This window comes from Vibrio casei, assembly GCF_002218025.2.
Lineage (GTDB): Bacteria > Pseudomonadota > Gammaproteobacteria > Enterobacterales > Vibrionaceae > Vibrio > Vibrio casei.
This window is the reverse complement of record NZ_AP018681.1, coordinates 279,781-297,056: the sequence shown is the minus strand read 5'-3', so window position 1 is coordinate 297,056 and position 17,276 is coordinate 279,781. Positions and strand designations below refer to the sequence as shown.

13 protein-coding genes and 4 pseudogenes are annotated in these 17,276 nt (G+C 39.7%); 7 read left to right on the top strand and 10 right to left on the bottom strand.

Annotated features, from left to right (window positions below; translation table 11 throughout):
* Nucleotides 1–130 precede the first annotated feature (130 nt).
* Entirely contained in the window at nucleotides 131–1,006 is an 876-nt protein-coding gene (locus VCASEI_RS14260) for a LysR family transcriptional regulator (protein WP_089111081.1), read from the top strand.
* A gap of 140 nt (nucleotides 1,007–1,146) precedes the next feature.
* On the opposite strand, the gene VCASEI_RS14255 is transcribed toward VCASEI_RS14260, so the two are convergent.
* Entirely contained in the window at nucleotides 1,147–1,665 is a 519-nt protein-coding gene (locus tag VCASEI_RS14255) for a LysR substrate-binding domain-containing protein (RefSeq protein WP_197709610.1), read from the bottom strand.
* Nucleotides 1,666–1,864: 199 nt separating this feature from the next.
* On the opposite strand from VCASEI_RS14255, the gene VCASEI_RS14250 reads away from it, so the two are divergent.
* Nucleotides 1,865–2,104, top strand: coding sequence for a hypothetical protein (locus VCASEI_RS14250; RefSeq protein WP_086960350.1), 240 nt, complete (start codon nucleotides 1,865–1,867; stop codon nucleotides 2,102–2,104).
* A 527-nt stretch (nucleotides 2,105–2,631) separates the two neighbouring features.
* On the opposite strand, the gene VCASEI_RS14245 is transcribed toward VCASEI_RS14250, so the two are convergent.
* The gene (locus tag VCASEI_RS14245) at nucleotides 2,632–3,582 is read right to left on the bottom strand and encodes a LysR family transcriptional regulator (protein WP_086960348.1); all 951 of its coding nucleotides are present in this window, start codon (nucleotides 3,580–3,582) and stop codon (nucleotides 2,632–2,634) included.
* Between the two features lie 73 nt (nucleotides 3,583–3,655).
* Here VCASEI_RS14245 and VCASEI_RS14240 point away from each other — a divergent pair, with 73 nt between their 5' ends.
* The 3 genes and pseudogenes from VCASEI_RS14240 to VCASEI_RS14230 all read left to right on the top strand — a co-directional run bounded on the left by VCASEI_RS14240 (nucleotide 3,656) and on the right by VCASEI_RS14230 (nucleotide 5,758).
* Nucleotides 3,656–4,573: a carbon-nitrogen hydrolase family protein gene (locus VCASEI_RS14240; RefSeq protein ID WP_086960347.1), complete on the top strand. Its 918-nt coding sequence runs from the start codon at nucleotides 3,656–3,658 to the stop codon at nucleotides 4,571–4,573.
* Nucleotides 4,574–4,620: 47 nt separating this feature from the next.
* Nucleotides 4,621–5,385, top strand: a pseudogene (tnpC, locus tag VCASEI_RS14235) (IS66 family transposase); the annotation flags it as partial.
* Between the two features lie 163 nt (nucleotides 5,386–5,548).
* Nucleotides 5,549–5,758: a hypothetical protein gene (locus VCASEI_RS14230; RefSeq protein WP_086960346.1), complete on the top strand. Its 210-nt coding sequence runs from the start codon at nucleotides 5,549–5,551 to the stop codon at nucleotides 5,756–5,758.
* A 318-nt stretch (nucleotides 5,759–6,076) separates the two neighbouring features.
* Here VCASEI_RS14230 and VCASEI_RS14225 read toward each other — a convergent pair whose 3' ends face one another.
* On the bottom strand, nucleotides 6,077–6,871 hold the full coding sequence (locus VCASEI_RS14225) for a family 16 glycosylhydrolase (protein WP_086960345.1): 795 nt from the start codon (nucleotides 6,869–6,871) through the stop codon (nucleotides 6,077–6,079).
* A 408-nt stretch (nucleotides 6,872–7,279) separates the two neighbouring features.
* Here VCASEI_RS14225 and tnpC (VCASEI_RS14220) point away from each other — a divergent pair.
* Nucleotides 7,280–8,694: pseudogene (tnpC, locus tag VCASEI_RS14220) on the top strand (IS66 family transposase).
* Between the two features lie 161 nt (nucleotides 8,695–8,855).
* Here tnpC (VCASEI_RS14220) and VCASEI_RS14215 read toward each other — a convergent pair.
* From VCASEI_RS14215 to VCASEI_RS14185, 7 genes and pseudogenes are all read right to left on the bottom strand, one after another.
* Nucleotides 8,856–9,683, bottom strand: a pseudogene (locus tag VCASEI_RS14215) (HipA domain-containing protein); the annotation flags it as partial.
* A gap of 27 nt (nucleotides 9,684–9,710) precedes the next feature.
* Nucleotides 9,711–10,861 (bottom strand): IS3 family transposase gene (locus tag VCASEI_RS14210; RefSeq protein WP_110957783.1). Its coding sequence is split into 2 segments (ribosomal slippage): nucleotides 9,711–10,618 and nucleotides 10,618–10,861, totalling 1,152 coding nucleotides; the frame shifts between segments, so codons are not numbered across the junction.
* 62 nt (nucleotides 10,862–10,923) lie between these two features.
* Nucleotides 10,924–11,403 (bottom strand): annotated as a pseudogene (locus VCASEI_RS14205) (HipA N-terminal domain-containing protein); the annotation flags it as partial.
* On the bottom strand, nucleotides 11,403–11,651 hold the full coding sequence (gene hipB, locus VCASEI_RS14200) for a type II toxin-antitoxin system antitoxin HipB (protein WP_027695170.1): 249 nt from the start codon (nucleotides 11,649–11,651) through the stop codon (nucleotides 11,403–11,405). The gene hipB and the pseudogene VCASEI_RS14205, both read right to left, overlap by 1 nt.
* 907 nt (nucleotides 11,652–12,558) lie before the next feature.
* The gene (locus tag VCASEI_RS14195; protein ID WP_086960273.1) at nucleotides 12,559–13,392 is read right to left on the bottom strand and encodes a hypothetical protein; all 834 of its coding nucleotides are present in this window, start codon (nucleotides 13,390–13,392) and stop codon (nucleotides 12,559–12,561) included.
* 3 nt (nucleotides 13,393–13,395) lie between these two features.
* A complete protein-coding gene (locus tag VCASEI_RS14190) occupies nucleotides 13,396–14,592 on the bottom strand; it encodes a coiled-coil domain-containing protein (RefSeq protein ID WP_110957812.1) in 1,197 nt (398 codons plus the stop codon).
* Complete coding sequence (locus VCASEI_RS14185) at nucleotides 14,589–15,023, bottom strand: hypothetical protein (protein ID WP_086960275.1); 435 nt, start codon at nucleotides 15,021–15,023, stop codon at nucleotides 14,589–14,591. The genes VCASEI_RS14190 and VCASEI_RS14185 overlap by 4 nt, the downstream gene beginning before the upstream one ends.
* Nucleotides 15,024–16,627: 1,604 nt before the next feature.
* Here VCASEI_RS14185 and VCASEI_RS19795 point away from each other — a divergent pair.
* Nucleotides 16,628–16,762, top strand: coding sequence for a hypothetical protein (locus tag VCASEI_RS19795; RefSeq protein ID WP_272948322.1), 135 nt, complete (start codon nucleotides 16,628–16,630; stop codon nucleotides 16,760–16,762).
* The last annotated feature ends 514 nt before the right edge of the window (nucleotides 16,763–17,276 follow it).

The window sequence follows — 17,276 nt, the reverse complement described above, 5'->3', positions numbered from 1 at the left end:
TTAACCACGACTCTGGGCACTATTCATGCCTTGTTCTTTGATTACTAAATTGTGTCGAACATTTTAATCTTTGAAATTTGAAATTGAATAAGCAAAAATAGAAATACGCTTGCCAAATATGGAAACCAATATGGATTATAATGCCGCTAAACTGTTTCTCGCAGTTGTTCAAGCAGGGAGCCTATCTTCTGCAAGTGAGAAAACGGGTGTACCCATTTCTACGCTAAGTCGAAAAATGAATGAGTTAGAGCAAGGGTTAAGAGTTCAGCTATTGGATCGGACTAGCCAAGGCGTGAAACCCACCTACAAAGGGCAACAGTTTTTCGAACAAGCTCGAATGGGATTAGAACTATTAGATGATGCACAGAAATCAGTGCAATCAGATCACAAGCTACAAGGTAAATTGCGTATATCTATTCCACCAAACTTCCCTTTATGGTGGGATTTATTAACAGCATTTCAACGGCAATATCCTGACATTCAAGTATTTTGTCATGCCAGTGAAAGAGTAGTCGATTTATTTGAGGATGGTATTGACGTTGCATTGAGAATGGGCGATTTGCATACAGATAATATAATAGCGAAAAAAATTATGAGTGTAGAACCTTGCTTAGTTGCCAGTCCAAAACTCATAGAACTCTGTGGCTTCCCAACGACATTAGCTGAATTAGTTTCATTTCCGATCGCCACTTGGGAAGGCATAAATAATGGGACTTTTGAATGGCAATTTGGCACGGAGAAAATCACATTCGAGCCTATATTTTCAACCAATAATGTCGAAGGACTATTCCATTACTCCTTGAATAATATGGGAGTTTCACAACTACTCGATATATTAGTCGCACCCTATTTAGATAGCGGTGAATTAGTGCAGCTTCTGCCAGATCTACATGCTGAAGCTTTGCCAATACACCTTGTTTATGCCCGACACAAGCATCCTTCAACAATAGTCAGAGCTTATATTGATTTTTGTATTAACTGGATAAACAATCGTACTCTTAAATGATAATCGTAGATCAATCAATATGATGGTTTATAGTTAGCTGCTGAAATCAGGTTTTTATTGAGGCCTCAGATCGCTTCTCAAAATTAAGTTGTTCATAGATCGCCGCATGAAGGGTTTAAGGTAATTTCACCTATGGATTGTCAACAAATCCAAAGTCCTTTTTTTGACTCTACTGTCTGAATCATCCAATCAATAAAGGTCCTGACTTGAGGAGCTAAATACTGTCGGTTTGGATACATGATCGATAAAGGAAACTCGATATTGCTGACTTCCTGAAGCACTTCTACCAACTTCCCTTGACTCAACTCTTCTGAAACTAAAATACCGGGTACTTGAATTAACCCCATATGATTGAGAGCACAAGCTACGACAGCTTCTGCATCATTAGCCATTAATGACCCCGTTAACATGATTTCTTCAATGTTTTTATTATGCGAAAAATGCCATGCCAAGGGGTTATGTTTTTGTCCTGAAAAATAGTTAATCGCCATATGATCTTTGAGATCATCAAGTGAAGTCGGATTGCCTTGCTTCTCCAGATATTCAGGTGAAGCGCAAATGGCCATTTTAACGGTAGCAATCTTTCTACCTATCATGCTACTGATAGGTAGCTCTCCCAATCTCAATACGCAATCTACTGAATTCGCAACTAAATCGATGGGTTTATGGGGCGCTTACAAATAAACTAGAGCTTTTACTGATTAAGCCAACCACTATAAACTACAGGTTTTACATTGTAGATAACTATCGTTGAGAGTAGACTTACTCTAGCTAGAATGCCTAATTTTAGTCACGTATTAAACATAAACCTTTAATTATGCAACCGTAAAATCGATATTTAACTTATGGAGATAGGTAATGAGCCTCAGTTGGATTAACGTCTTTCCGTATTTTGCTGGAGCTTTTAAGCTCATTGTATTAGGCATTGGAGGCTACTTTGCTATTAAATGGCATTTTGATGAAGAGGCAAGAGTGAGAGAAAAAGAAGGTGTAGTATTTGATAGAGCCGCCTACATGAAAAAGATGACAGTGATGTTAATCTTACTAGTTGTTTTAGTTGTTTTAGTTATTTATGCTACGAATTGGTATCTCGACTGACGGGGTAATTAATTGATACGTTCATGATTAGTGAATTCAATGTGTATACTCACACTATTAAAAGGCTTGTCCGATAAAGTAGGCCAATAAAGAAACAATTTTTCCTCAAATTTTAAGACCTTAATTTATTTGTTAATGATTTTATTCCATTAAATATTAAATATTAAATGTAATAGAATGCATGCGTATTTACCTTATTAGAACCATAAAAATACGAATATGAACAGGTCTGAAGAACCAAGTTAGAACAATTGTACTAACTGTGCCACTATAGATTGTAAAAAGTGTCTTATAACTTATATTGTTGTTAACTAGGCTCAATAAAAACCACGTAGAAATATAAAATAATCACCTTTGTTAACCATGTTTCATGAAAGCCATCTTAGAACCAAATCCAATAAAAACAATACCCACAATGCTATTTGACCACTTTTTAAATGTAACTATTAAACAGTTCTCCCCTAGATATTGCATTCTCACTAGAGGGGATATTTGAGTTAGCACATCGCTGATATACACATTGTATCTTACGTAATTCTAAGCTTTGTTCTGATTAGTGTTGCGATTAAATCACGTACTAGCATTAAAGCTGAATCACGGTTAGCATCGTAATGCCAACCAATATTAATAGCAAATTCCTGCATAGCAACTGGGCAGGACGATACAGCAAAACAGCCTTGCTTGGCTATCTTTCGGGCAGCAAAATCTGGTATTGTTGCTATGGCGTCAGTGTCTGCCAATAAGAATGGTATTGCGGAAAAATGAGTACTGGCTACTGTTATTTTTCGTGATAACCCTATCTCCTCAAGGCAATCATCCACCGACCCTGTGATACCAGTATAAGAAATTAAAATATGTTCTCGAGCAATGAATTCCTCTAGCAGTATTTCGCTGTCATCACTACGGTGCCGTTTGTCATAAATACACAGATAACCTGAGCGTCCCAACGACAGATGTTTTATACGTGGATCATTAATCCCACCTCCTGTAATGGCAAGATCAATATCATGCTCTTTTAGAGCTTTTTCAACGACTATACTATTTGTCTGTTTAAATACGATTCTGAAATTCGGTGCTTCTTGTCGAATTGATTCTATTAATTCTCTACCGAAAGCCACTTCAAAATCATCCGAAAGCCCAATGGTTACTGTTCTCGCTTGTTGACGGACATCAAGTGCAACCGTATCTGAAAGTGACTGCTCCACTTTGGTAAGAGCATCTTGTATCAATGGTCGGAGTAATAATGCTCTTGTGGTGGGTACCATCCCATTTTGTGTACGTTGAAAAAGCGGATCTTGATAAAGGTGTCGTAACCGCTTTAAGGAAGAGCTTACGGCTGATTGTGTAACACAGAGCTTTTCTGCTGCACGAGTAACGTTATGTTCCTGACATAGGGCCAGAAATACTTTTAGTAGGTTAAGATCTACTTTAGCTAAATTAATAGAATTCATATCTGTATTATATAATATTAATTTCATTACTATCAAGACAGGATGTAAAGTTAAACTCAATTCTACTTATTGACTACATAACAAATAAGAGGCTTTACACATGGTTATCAAAAAAGTAGCAGCTCTTCAAATAGGCTCTGACCCACAGGGGACTCAAAAAACCCTAGATAATATATTAGAATACGAACAACAAATATTAGATTCAAACTGCCAACTACTGGTAATGCCAGAAGCGTTATTGGGTGGCTATCCCAAAGGGGCCGATTTTGGCGCTAGGATCGGATATAGAACCCCTTTGGGGCGAAAGGAATATCTTGCTTATTGGCAACAGGCAATTGAGCTTGACGGTCCCGAAGTGGACAAGCTTTGTAAGTTGGCTCAAAGAACTCAAACTACTATAGTTATTGGAGTTATTGAACGGGACGGCACTACCCTATATTGCACATCATTATATATTTCTGAACAAGGTGAACTTGTAGGCAAACACCGTAAACTAATGCCTACTGCTAGTGAACGCTTAGTTTGGGGGCTAGGCGATGGCTCAACTCTATCAGTTGTGGACACAACTGTAGGGCGAATTGGTGGCGCTATTTGCTGGGAGAATTACATGCCGTTACTACGAGCCAGTATGTATGCTAAAGGCGTCCAGGTCTGGTGTGCATCTACTGTTGATGATAGAGAAATATGGCAAGCAAGTATGCGTCATATCGCTTATGAAGGCCGTATGTTCCTTGTCAGCGCATGCCAGCATCAGTTATCCCCATCAGAGCAAGGACTTAGTACTGAGTGGCCTGATGAACAAGTATTGATTCGTGGTGGCAGCGTGATCATATCACCAATGGGAGAAGTATTGGCTGGGCCGATTTATGACCAAGACACACTAATATGCGCTGAGATTAACCTCGAAGAAATTGTTGAAGCCCGTTACGATTTGGATACTGTTGGGCATTATGCTCGCAATGACATTTTCCAACTGCATGTAGATGAAAGCCAAAGAAAGCCGATTCATATAAGTTAGAGCCCCAAAGAAGCATAGAACAAGATCATTATGTTCTATGCGGGTCAAATGTCCTCAAAGAAGATAAACAGTGTTACATGTGGCTCTACTGCTCGGGCGCAGACTCGCCAGATGCCGCACTCCCCAATGTGAAAAATATCGTCTTGTACGACTATCAAAACAGTCGCGCGAGGGCGTGCCCCGTTGCCTTCTTGGGCGACTATGATGGGTATCTGCAAACCGATGGCTATGGTGTTTATGATGGGCTTCATCTCGTCACCAATGTCGGTTGCTTCGCGCATGCTCGGCGCAAGTTCATGGAGGCGAAAAAGCTTCAAGGCAAAGGCAAGTCAGGTAAAGCGGATAAAGCGTTGGCCAAAATCCAGAAGCTTTATGGAATAGAATCACGCTTAAAAGGTGCCAGTGCCGAAAAGCGGAAAGCAGAGCGCCAAGAGCATGCTAAGCCGATACTGGATGAGCTTTATGAATGGATGACAACTCAGAAAGTGCTTGAGTCTAGCCCGCTGGGTAAAGCAATAAAATACACGCTCGGTCAGTGGCCGAAGCTCACCCGCTATATCGATGACGGTCACTTATCGATAGACAACAACCGAGCTGAACGCGCAATAAAACCGCTGGTTATTGGGAGAAAGAACTGGCTCTTCTCGACCAATCCCAATGGAGCTGAAGCGAGCGCGATGCTTTACAGTATCGTCGAGACAGCGAAAGCCAACGGCCTTATCGTTTACGACTACATGGTCAAGTGCATGCAGGAGTTAGCGAAAGCGGAACCTGATATCGATGCACTCCTGCCTTGGAACTTTAAACACTAACAATATCGCCCCGTGGGTTCATGGCGCGGATACAATAAATTTGGACTATAGCCCAGATTATAGTGTGGTGCCCAATAGGTATCCCGAAGGATGTTATTGTTTCAAATTCATTGAATACTTAACGAGTGTTTTTTCTTCTCATTTTTCCTCAAAGGAAACAGCGTTGAGTAGCAGTACTATATTTTTTGGGGGTGTACATGACTCTCGAAATAAAGGCCAAACAGAATTACAGAAAGTAGCAGAATCTTTGAATGAAGAATATAAAAAAAATGGAAGAAAACCAGAGCAACTAGTTACTGGGAAATCTGCGATTTTATGGATGCAGTATTTATATATAAGTAATAAGTTTAATACTATAGATATAGATGAGTAAAAGGATTTGGTGGAACTAGCATCTCCTCTTGATTGGATGGGAAAAGACGAGCCGCCGGAAATTGATTGATAAAAATAGCTATTATTAGGTTACGTCTAGTGAGAGCTTGTTTGGAAATACGAATGCTATCTTCCATTAAAGTTTATTAATGACTTTTCATTTTAGTACCACGGTTAGTACCACAAAATCATGGATAAAAATAATAATGCTTATATATCAAGGTCTAAAGTCTTAGGTTCAAGTCCGCCCACCACCAAGTTTAAAGAAAGGCGTTCAAGCAATTGAGCGCCTTTTTTGCGTTTATGGCTTTGCGGTAGGTTAATTATCTTCGCTTGAGGTTAATGCCAAAATTAGCTTTCCATCTTTAATATAGGCGTTTTTAGGTGAGAAGATGACGAGATTGCTCGGGAAGCCCCAATCCCCTTTGCCCCATCTTTTGTTGTCAAAACTGTTGAAGTCATCTCTCCATTCTAATTTAAAACTGCCATCTTTTTGGTAGGAGTGGTATTCAATCCAATCAATGGTTTGATAAGCAGGTAACGATTCTTTCTCGAACTTTCCTACCCATCCTATTGCTTCTGAAATCCATACATTCATGCGGTAGGTCTGAGGCGTGTCCCTCATATCAACGACTTGTTGCGAATTTTGTGCGGTTTCCTTATGAAGCGTTTTGTTATCCACTTGCCAACTAATATGGTCAGGGGTCCATTCCAGACTGTAGGTATGGAAATCAGTCAGTTTTTCGACTGAATGTTTGTGCTCTGAATGTTCCCGTTTATCGAGCGTACCTGTGATCAAGTTAGTCTGTAAGGTGTCCGGTTTTATTCCAATTGATTCGATATCAATTTCTCGCCATGGTCGGCCTTCCCCTTGCCATGATTGATTGTCATAAGTAAAGAATGAGGAGACAGCTCCTGGTACAGAGACTAACTTCATGCGTACGACAAACTTACCAAAATGGACGGTATCTAAGCTATAGACTTCTGCGCCAGATAATGGGGTGTCAGTGGTGTTCTTTTGCCCGCTTTGTGCCAGCGTATCTTGGTTTTGTTGTTCAGCAGCAGTAACAGGTAAGCAAAATAATAATGAGAGAGGGATTAGCCAATGTTTCATAAATCTATCCTTTAGTAAGAGGTGTTTTTGATCTTAAAAGATGAATGCTTTGAAAGTTGAGAATACGATCATAGTCTAAACATTACCGTATTTTCATGAAACGAAGGGTTAGTCTTAGGCTGGGCTTTTCTCTATTAGATTAATCGGTTAGCCGGTTTACTTGTTTTGAATATGAAACTGAATGATTTGATATTCGATAAAATCTTTAATCTTGGTCACAGGTATGGAGTGGAATTGTTTGAAATAAAATGAAAGATCAGCGGCTGTTTTCATGCAATATCGAGATTGCCTAAATCAAGATATTCGTAACTATTCACCCAGGAGCTATTGACAGCAAATTTATGTGACTGAGTTAACTTGATCCCACATTCAACTTGAGTGATCTTTTTGTGGTGGCAATCTGGAGGTATGAATAAGAAAACATTACCTCCACCGCCAGATTTCGATTCGCCTGAAGAGGCGAAAGACATCATCCACTTTTTATGGAATAAGCTGGCAGAGCTTGAAGACCGACTAAATCAAAATAGTCGAAACTCTTCTGTGCCATCATCTCAACAACCCCTGCATAATAAAGCTAAGAATACTTCGCCAAATCGGAAGAAATCTGGAAAAAAGCAAGGAGCTCAACCAGGTCATAAAGGCCATCGCCGACTGCTTCATCCTATTGAAGAGAGCGCCTCGGTTGAGCAATATTTACCGAATAAGATATGCCACTGCGGTGGGTGTGTTATTCCAAATCGAAAACCTTATAAACGACACCAAATCTTTGACTTGCCAGATATCTCATACACGCTTGTTGAACATCAAATTTTTAAAGGCGAGTGCTCAAGTGCTCATGGTGTGGTGATAAGCATCAAGCGGAGCTTCCAGAGTCTGTGCCCGATGTTCAAATGGGGTCAAATCTACATAGCTTTATCGCAATCCAGGCGACGCAGCACCACCAAAGCATAGGTAAAATACAATCTATGTTGAAAGACGTCTTCCAGCTTAACTTCTCAACAGGTGCAATATCAGCGGCGCAAGGACGAGTCACTGAATACTTAGCCGATACTCATACTCAAATTCATGAAACAGTCAAAGCATCTAAACTGATTATGGCTGATGAGACTTCGCATCAGCGCAATAATGATAAACGCTGGATGTGGGCCGCACTCAGCAATGACGTAGCCTTTTTCTAAATTAACAGTGGAAGAAACCAACATGCTGCCAAACGACTACTTGGTGAAGCGGTTTCACACCTTTTAGTGACTGACCAATATTCTGCCTACAAATATATCGACGAATCTAAGCGCCAATTATGCTGGGCTCACATATTAAGGAACGTCATCGCTATCGAGGAAAGCGTTTGTCCTGAAAACCAAAAAATCGGAGAAAAACTCGCTTTAATCGCTCATAGCGTATTCAGGTGTCATCACCGATATATCGAAGAAAAAATTACCGAAAGCCAATATTACCGCCGACTCAGGCGATTACGAAAGAGCTGGCTTCATTGGCTCAAATTGGGTAGTTATCAATGCTCAAAACGATATCGAGGTAGATGTCGAAACCTCATCGCTGATGATGCCATGGTCTGGCGGTTTATGGACGACTCCGAGTGCCCGTTAACAAACAACGCAGCGGAGCGAGTTCTCCGTAATTACATACTGATGAGGAAGTGTTGTTACGTGACTCGCTCATATCGAGGCGACCCGTTCCGCGAACGAATGTTCTCGCTGATAGAAACAGCCAAACTTCAGCAGGTCTCTGCTTATAAATGGCTACGTGAAATCGTCGAACATCACATGTTGAAAGTTGATTATCAGGCGCCAGTATTTTTAGCGTAAACCGTCGTCAATAGCTCGTGGGTGAATAGTTACGATTGTTTTGAGTAAGAATCAATATTCGGCCAATTTAACTAAAAAAAACTATATTCATTAATCAAAAAATGCCATTCAATTGTTTATTTAATGATAAGTGTCATAACTTCTTTTTAGGGTTTATATAGTTAAATCTTACTCATTATTTTCTCAGTATTTTCAAAAATCGAATCTGAAACATGCTTAGGAAAACCTTGAGGCAGTGCTGCACTTACTCTTGCGATAGCATCAGGTAATGCACCTTTCATTTCATCGATTATCTCTTGCATCGTATCTTGACTAAAATTGACAGCTTTAGCGGTATCTAAAAAGTGGCGAGGTAAAATTTTACTGATTTCGTACTTCTTTCCCTTGGTTGCTTTCAAGCCCATCGACAACTTTAATTTTCTGATATTGAGCCCTTTTCCACCGAGTAATGGGTAGGCCGACAAAATATCGTAAAATGGCGTAAGTCGGTAGCTCCCTCCTTTCCCAATATGAATGGAAAAGTTTTTAGCATGGCCATCTGTCGCACCAATAAGCCATTGAAACACTTGGAATCTCATAAAGTTATAGCGATCTTCTATCGCATTACTTGAACCCATTAATAACTCCATGATCTGAGCAATACTAGGACCACCTTGAGATTCGTATTTAATGGATGAAGACAGACCAAATACTTGGCAAATATCTTCCTGAGGTAAACGTAATATCCCTGCCTTATCTTTTGTCCAGCGCCTATCAAACCGCTCCACCGCTAAAGCTTTAAGGCTATCTGTTTTGATGATACTGACCTTAGGTACTGCAAATCCCAAAGCTCTTGCTAACTCAATACAAAGATATTCATTTTCTACACTATCTTTAAGATCAAGTGTTGAATTTGCTTGTTGTATTTCCCCTATGGGTAATTTGATAATGTGAGTGGTAGGCGTGTTCCCTTTCGGTATACACCACTGTCCATCAACCAATAAGAGTGATCTGCTCCAGCCAGACTGGACACTTCATTAAGCGACATTTTGCTGTTCAAAGTTAACAGGGCTTAGATACCCAAGAGCACTGTGCCTTCTTGTCCGATTATAATCAACCTCTATGTACTCGAAGATCGTTTGACGCATCTGGTCTCTCGTCATAATCGGCTCATATTGGATCGCTTCAACTTTCATCGAATGGAAGAAGCTCTCAACACAAGCATTGTCCCAGCAGTTTCCTTTCCTACTCATACTTTGCTTTAGATTATAAACAGTTATGAGGTCTCGATAATCTTTTGAGCAGTACTGACTACCTCGATCACTATGAACGATAACCTGCTCAGGAAATTCGCGACGGAACAAAGCCATTGATAGAGCATCACAGACCAGCGTAGCCGTCATTCTGGTATCCATAGACCATCCGATTACTTGTCTTGAGTAAAGGTCAATAATTACTGCCAAGTACAACCAGCCTTCGCTTGTCGCAACATAGGTGATGTCTCCCGCCCATTTTTCATTCGGAGCCGCTGCGTTAAAGTTCTGAGCCAGCAAGTTTGGAGCAACTGGCATTTGATGCTTGCTGTCTGTCGTGCACTTAAATTTACGTGCCGCTTTCGGCGTTAAATCTTGACGCTTCATACTGGCCGCAATGGTTTTCACATTGTGGTTATCACCGCTCTCAGACAGTTCTTTTTGGATTCGCCTTGAGCCATCTCGGCCTTTGCTGTTATCAAAAGCTTCTTTGACCTTTGTATCAAGCTCTTGGCGAACTGCCTCGCGTTGGCTAGCCTTATGGCGATGTTTAACCCAGTAATAAAACCCACTTCGGGATACCCCGAATACCTTAGCCATACGTACAATATTGAAGTACATCAGGTGTTCGAGCATAAATTCGTAGCAATTTACTTTAGATTTTTCGCGAAGTAGGTGGCGGCCTTTTTTACAATTTCTAGCTCTTCTGCTTGCTCAGCCAACTGCCTTTTGAGCTTGGCAACCTCTGCGGCTAGCTCTTGTTCTCGCTGACTAGTATTGGTGTCTTTCTTCGAGTTCTTCCGCCACCCGTAGATTTGAGATTCATGTAAAGAAAGCTGCCTTGCAGCCGCAGCTACTCCCACTCTCTCTGCTAGTTTTAGGGCTTCTGCTTTAAATTCAGGGGAATGTTTAATTCTAGTTTTCTTAGTTGTCATTGTTCACCTCGTTAGTGATTGTACTCACTTAACTCAGTGTCCAAAACAGCTGGAGCGGATCAGAGTGCTGTTTTTTCTTGGACACCGGCCACTGAGATCCTAAAGTCATCTTCCTCTTCAAGCATCCCGAGCGGAATATCCGACTGGTATGCACAAAGGACACTTTCTAACTTTTTATCATCCAGCACTTCGTAGTTGAGAGGTTCTTTTTTAAAAGGGTATTTAGGAGGAAGTAAAGTGATCGCACCAACACTATCCTTGCCAACTTCTTTTAAGAGATCAAATGGTTGCTTTGATGAGGTTTGATACCTTGCAACGATTCTATCTCTCACTTGAGGGCTATCAGGTAAGAGATTATCAAAATAATTGATAACGGCATCAGAAGTGATAGGTGGTAATTGAAGTTTTAGAGACAAGGACAATGGCCGAGTCATTGCATTGGCTACCCAGTTCTTATCATATTGAAAACTGTGAGCACCGTTTTTATGTTTTTCCAAGGTGCCAACAAGTTCACCGTTCATATATGCGATTAACTTTTGCATTACCAATTCTCGTCATCGTTTACATCTGATGATGCCAGCTGGGATTTTTCTTGGATAATTAATGAGATATCCATTGCTTGGGCAAGCTTGAAGAAAGTCGAAAGTGTTGTTTTATTGGGGTTGTTCTCGAAATTAGAAATCGTCGCTTGTTTTATACCGACTTTTTTTGCCAATTCTAATTGTGTCCATCCATTTTTTTGGCGTATCAATAGCATCATATCGGCTAACTGTTTTGGACTATATATCATTCGTTCCAACCCTCTATCGAAATAAAGCCTAAGTTCAAGACAACTAATTATCCCTTACTAAGGATAAATCAGAGTATATCCCTTAGTGGGGATTACGTCCATATTATCCTCACCAAGGGATGAGAGTGGAAATATCCGCTTGTAGGTATATTTAATTTATTAGCCGAGTAATATGTGGATTTTTCTGTAATAGAGTAAAGATAGTTCACGACCTCAAGGCATCTTTAATTAACACCCTACAAATCCACACTTTAATAAAAACTTAGGTGATTTCTTACATAGCCTTCTTGCATGGTTCTGGCATGGTTCTGGCATGGTTCTGGCATGGTTCTGGACTTAAATTTGTCAGTGCTTCCAGAATAAATAACAGATTCCAATTCCATGAATATACTAATATACTACTGTCGCTTGCTATGAGAAACGCGGCTTCGGCCCCACTCGTAGACAAATGAATTCAAATAGCCCTTTTCTCTTCCGCTCATAGAGTATTGATTGTATCGGCGACAAAGAACAATAACGCTATCAATGTGCAAATTAAGCGCCACGACTTATTTCCCTCTAAATGACCCTCTAACCTCGTTGTTATGATTAGTAGCCCAATCGTATGCATTCTTGATTAAAGCCGCAACAGGCGCACATTTGAGCCATTTAAATGGCCATCTGTATAGGTCTTTCAGGTCGACCTCCTTTGCGAACCTGATTTCAACCATTTGATTCACACTCAAGATTTCATCGCTTGACGTACATGATTTAAGTTAGAAACAAATCGTGCTGAATATCGAGCGGCATCGTTTTTCGTGCGTAAGCGTTACTCGTGTGAAGCGCGAAACTAAAAACCACAACAACAAATAATACGTTCAATAAGATTTGATTCCCTTTCGTTAATCTCACTTTCACATTCCCTTTGTTAACTGCTTATGTCTCGACGCGTTAAACCTTCGTCGTTTTGAATTATCAAAAAAGGAAAGTCGAAACCTTCTCGGTATTGCTGCGTTGTTTCCGCATCCGTGACTACCGTAATTTGTTTGTCACGAATCTTGGTGTTTGTTATGCCAGCTCCCAATAAGATTTTTTCTTGCTTAGATTTGTCATCAGTCGTGAAGATGATGTTCAACTTTGTTCGTGTCGATGTTCCTGCCGTTTCCAAAAGTACAAAATGAACGCACTCCTTTTCGCAGGTCGCAGTATCGATGAAGATTGATTTTAATATCGTCTTCTCCGGTGGTAGCGCTCGACTTAATGCTGTGCTCGGTTTTATTTCATCAGCTTCTTCGGTTGGTAGTTGGTTGATGGCCGTCAACTGAAAAGCTATCTCTCGATGACGACGATCTAATTCCAATGCGTTCATTACTCGTGAGTAGCGTGCGCGTTCCGCTTCTGTCTTTGATAAGTTGCCAAGTACAATCGGTGGATCTAAATCAGGCGACCAAATTCCACGAGGTGTGTATTCCATTGCGTACTTGTACTTCACCCAATCTTCGTTTCGTAAGTTCCAGTTCTTTACCTTTGCTCTGTCGCTTGGCGTTAACTCAATCTCAATTCCGTCTACTTCGTACTTCGTTTCTTGACTCTTACCATCAAGTCCAATGACCTGCGTAGTTTTGACTTTCAATTCCGCAACGTGAATTTTATTGGTTGTTGCGTTTTGTTTTGTTCCCGATGCTTGTGTGTGACTTGCCAATAGCAGAGCAAGAGGTGTTACTAATGTAAGTCGCGTAACTAAAGATTTTTTCTTCTTCATTTCTTACCCCTTACTTTTGATTATGTAAGTCTCGTTATCAGCAATACCTTTCACAGTGACATTGCTCGATGAGATTTTTTGAATGATGTACGAACCAATTCGTTCACCTTCCAATCTTTGAATTGCCCCAAGTCCTCGATTTGAAAATACCGCGACGTTGTTTGATCCAAACTGAGTGACCGTCTCCAACTCCAAACCATCTAACGCTGTCACTGTTTGAACTTTCGATTTGATTGGAGTCGAATGCGGCACCGGTTTGATTACTACCTTTTCTCTCTTCGCTTGAGCAACCGTACTTTTAACTTGTGTTAAAAGTTCTTCACTCTGTTTAATGGATTCTTTTTCTAGCGCAGCAAGTTGACGACGGATAGATGCAATCTCACTTGTCGTTAATGATTTGTTGTTTGCAACGTCACTCTGCATTTTTTTAATTAGGTCGTCATTTGCGTTTGAGTTCTTAATGAACTGCTCAACCATCAACGTTAAATCTTCTAGCTTCGTTTTGAATGTCATCTGTTCGTTCTTTAATTGGTTATTGAATTCTTGCAATTGAATTGTTTGGTTTTCTAACTTGCCTTGCATGTCTGACACTTTATTCGTGAGCGATGCAATCGATGCTTGTTGTTTTCCCCGTTGTTCCATTTGTAATTCTTCTGACTTACTTTCTAAGAATTCGTAACCTACGAAACTAACTCCTATTGCGATGCTGCTAGTTAATAAAATTTTGGATGTCTCAATAGCAAACACTCGAACTACACCGCGATCATTTTTTCGTGCCTCACGCTCTAAACGCTTCGCTTCTTTCTTCGCTTGTTTAGTTTCTCTTCGTTCATTTATTTTTTGTTGTCGTTCATTCAGCCGAGCTTGCTTTGCTTCGTTCTGTTCACGGCGTTTGTTCTCTCTGACAATTGCGCGTTGTTCAGATCGGCTAAGTTCACGCTGTTGTTCTTCTTGAGGTTCATTCGTTGACGTTGAAGACAAGGTTTCGTTGTTGACGTCATTCGATTCTGTTTCATCAGTGATTACACTTTCGTTGTCTTCATCATCACGATGTTGTTGAACGTCTTCGTGCTCGTGTTGTTCTTTGTTGGCTTCCGAGTTTTCATTTTCGTTTTCTTCTGGCTTCGTTCGTTCCGCAAACTGCATTACTTTCGTTTCCAATTCCATTTCGTTGAAATCCATTTTCTTCTTCGTCATCATTTCTTTCTCGCCTCTATGGAAATCTCACGACGAACTTGATCTACGTTCATCACATACGCATCACCAATCAGTGTTTCAATAATTTGTTCTACCGTTACCCGAAAGAACGAACGATTCACGAGCGGAACTTTTAATGAGTACAGCTTCAAAGTTTCTACATCTGTTTGTCGTAAGTCTTTCAGTGCAAATCCTGAAGAGTACAAAACGTAGTTAAGTGCTTGCCCCGTGTTAACGATTGAAGCAGGGATCTCAGTTGAGATAACGTTGATGAGTGGGTTCTTCTGTTCATCATCTGTGTCGATGACAATCTGTGTGTAGCCATCCAGGTTTTGTTTGTATTGCTTTGGAATTTCATTCGCTTGCTCCGAAGCAAAAATGGAACCGCTCAAACTAAGCAATAGGAAAGCCAATTTTGGTTTGCATGTTTTCATTATCGAATCCGATTTAATTTCTGCTGTAACTACCCAATGTAGGTTTTAAAAAATGCGGCATAAAAATCTAAGCAGAAAAGATAACGAACTTTGTAGGGGGATTTTCAGACAAAAAAAATCGGCCTCCTGAGAGGCCGATATGTGTCCAATAAATTTTAGTGGTCAAGTAAGCGGATTATGAAACTGCGATTTCACCGCTTCGCATGTAATTTGCCAAAGGCAATTAAGACCGACTTTTTTTCGAGGATCACTCACACAGAAAATATAGCATGTTTCAGGACGCTGAAAACAACCATATATACTATCTATATATACTATATATATATATAGGGAAAAACGTGAAAAATAAGGCGTAATTCAAGGCTGGTAGAAGTGCCCTTTAACAGAATTTAGATTAGTAATAATTTTCAATGAATGTTGAATAATCAAGACACGACTCGGAATAACAGTATTTCCGTTCGGAGTCTAACGACTTTCCTATAGTAAATAATCCATTCCGTGTTAGACCTAACGATGATTCCGTTAGACTTTAATCATTTTCCTATTAGACCTAATGCAAATATCATTAGAAATATTACATTTGCCATTAGACCTAACGATTTTATCGTTCGGTTTAATTGCTTAGCCGTTTGGCCTAATGTGAAATTCGTTAGGTTTAATTGTTTTTGCGTTTGACCTAATGGCTATTACGTTAGGTTTAGTCTAATGGGGGTTAGGAATAGTGGTTTGTGCATTATAAATAATGAATAACAAGTTAGGCTAAAGTCAGTAATATTGGCTTAAATGCCCTTTGCATTATGAATAATACATTAGCTACCTTTAATAGCGCCTTGGTCGTTAGGAATAACCTGAATAGCACTCGCTATAGTTCCTTTGTGGTTATGAATAGTCATTTAACTATCTGAATTAGTGAGGCAGGCATTAGTTTTTAATGGCTTGCCCATTAGAAAGCTTAGTGGCTTTTATCGAAAAGTGACCAGCTCTGCCCTATAAATCAGCAGGTAAAACAAGTTCGATTGGGTACGTTGTTCACTAAGAAATGAGAAGTATTTGTTAGATTTTTCTTTGAATAGGGAGTTCATCACCGACCATTTTTAGATAAAAATGACCAAAAATTTTGGGCTAAATTTTGTCGATTATCTGTTTTTTTTGAAAAAAATTTATACTTTTTCTGACCACTTTCCAGTGGTAAATCATCGAGTGAAAATTGGATTCCCTGTGCCACTTCATGAAGAATAAGTGGGGTAAAAGTGTTTGAGCTTTTCCGTGAAAAGTGAGCAGAACGATGGATGAAAAGTTGTATCACAACTCGGAGAAATTGGTTTTTAATGATCACCAAAGCCATCTATCAAAAACAGTGTTTTGTGTTTTCTTTACAGCATGAAAGGCAAAAGTTGACCACTAGAATTCTAATCATTGAGGTAAAGTAAATCACATTTACGATGTTCGTAAACATGAACGTTAGCGTTATGAAATGAAGCATTTCTTTTTGGCTTTTGCTTTTCGGATCTTAAAAGTTTGTCATTCTTGTTCTAAATTATTCGGTTTGTTGTTGCTCCCATTGTGCCTTAAATGAGTTTTATAAATTTTTATTTATAGGATTTATGAACGAAGAAACTGGTCTTTCTTGCGTCGGGCAAAAAGATATTTACGAGAAAATTTCTGAGACGTATTGCTCATCATTTCATTCGATGCAGCGTCCAATGAATGCACTTTCGTCTATTTGTTCGAAGCGTTGAAGTGATTTTTTTGAGTTACATGCATGCACATTTGAGGTAATTAAACTTTGCGTTTGAGTAAAGGTTAGCTGAAATAACTATCCACCCAAGAGTAAGTGTTGAAGAAAAAATTGGTTAACTGAGTGTCCCGATTTACGTTATCCACCGACCGTATCTTCGATCTAAAACAAGATTTCTCAGGCAGATTCATAGCTTGTCTTCTGACTCAAAATCTCCTTGCAGTGGATTTAATGCGCTCTAATCTCGCCATACAAAAGTGAGTTGAACGATGATCGAAAGTTAAAACTTAGAGCAGGCCACAAGGTTTTTATTGAGCATAAGATCGAGCTTTCGAAGATAGATTATTGAGTTTTTATTGCAGTTTGAAAGGTAAAGTATTGGCATCAAAATCCTAATCGTTGAGGTAAAGCAGTTCACATACACGACGCTCGAAAGCATGAACCTTCGCGTTATGAAATGAAATTATTCATTGTTACTTTCACATTTCGGAAATTAAAATTCGTCATTCCTTATC

Coding starts and splice junctions, on each gene's coding strand:
- VCASEI_RS14260 (WP_089111081.1), top strand. CDS start 131: ATGGATTATAATGCCGCTAAACTGTTTCTCGCAGTTGTTCAAGCAGGG.
- VCASEI_RS14250 (WP_086960350.1), top strand. CDS start 1,865: ATGAGCCTCAGTTGGATTAACGTCTTTCCGTATTTTGCTGGAGCTTTT.
- VCASEI_RS14245 (WP_086960348.1), bottom strand. CDS start 3,582: ATGAAATTAATATTATATAATACAGATATGAATTCTATTAATTTAGCT.
- VCASEI_RS14240 (WP_086960347.1), top strand. CDS start 3,656: ATGGTTATCAAAAAAGTAGCAGCTCTTCAAATAGGCTCTGACCCACAG.
- VCASEI_RS14225 (WP_086960345.1), bottom strand. CDS start 6,871: ATGAAACATTGGCTAATCCCTCTCTCATTATTATTTTGCTTACCTGTT.
- hipB (WP_027695170.1), bottom strand. CDS start 11,651: ATGATATATAGTCCAAAACAGTTAGCCGATATGATGCTATTGATACGC.
- VCASEI_RS14195 (WP_086960273.1), bottom strand. CDS start 13,392: ATGAAGAAGAAAAAATCTTTAGTTACGCGACTTACATTAGTAACACCT.
- VCASEI_RS14190 (WP_110957812.1), bottom strand. CDS start 14,592: ATGATGACGAAGAAGAAAATGGATTTCAACGAAATGGAATTGGAAACG.
- VCASEI_RS14185 (WP_086960275.1), bottom strand. CDS start 15,023: ATGAAAACATGCAAACCAAAATTGGCTTTCCTATTGCTTAGTTTGAGC.
- VCASEI_RS19795 (WP_272948322.1), top strand. CDS start 16,628: ATGAACGAAGAAACTGGTCTTTCTTGCGTCGGGCAAAAAGATATTTAC.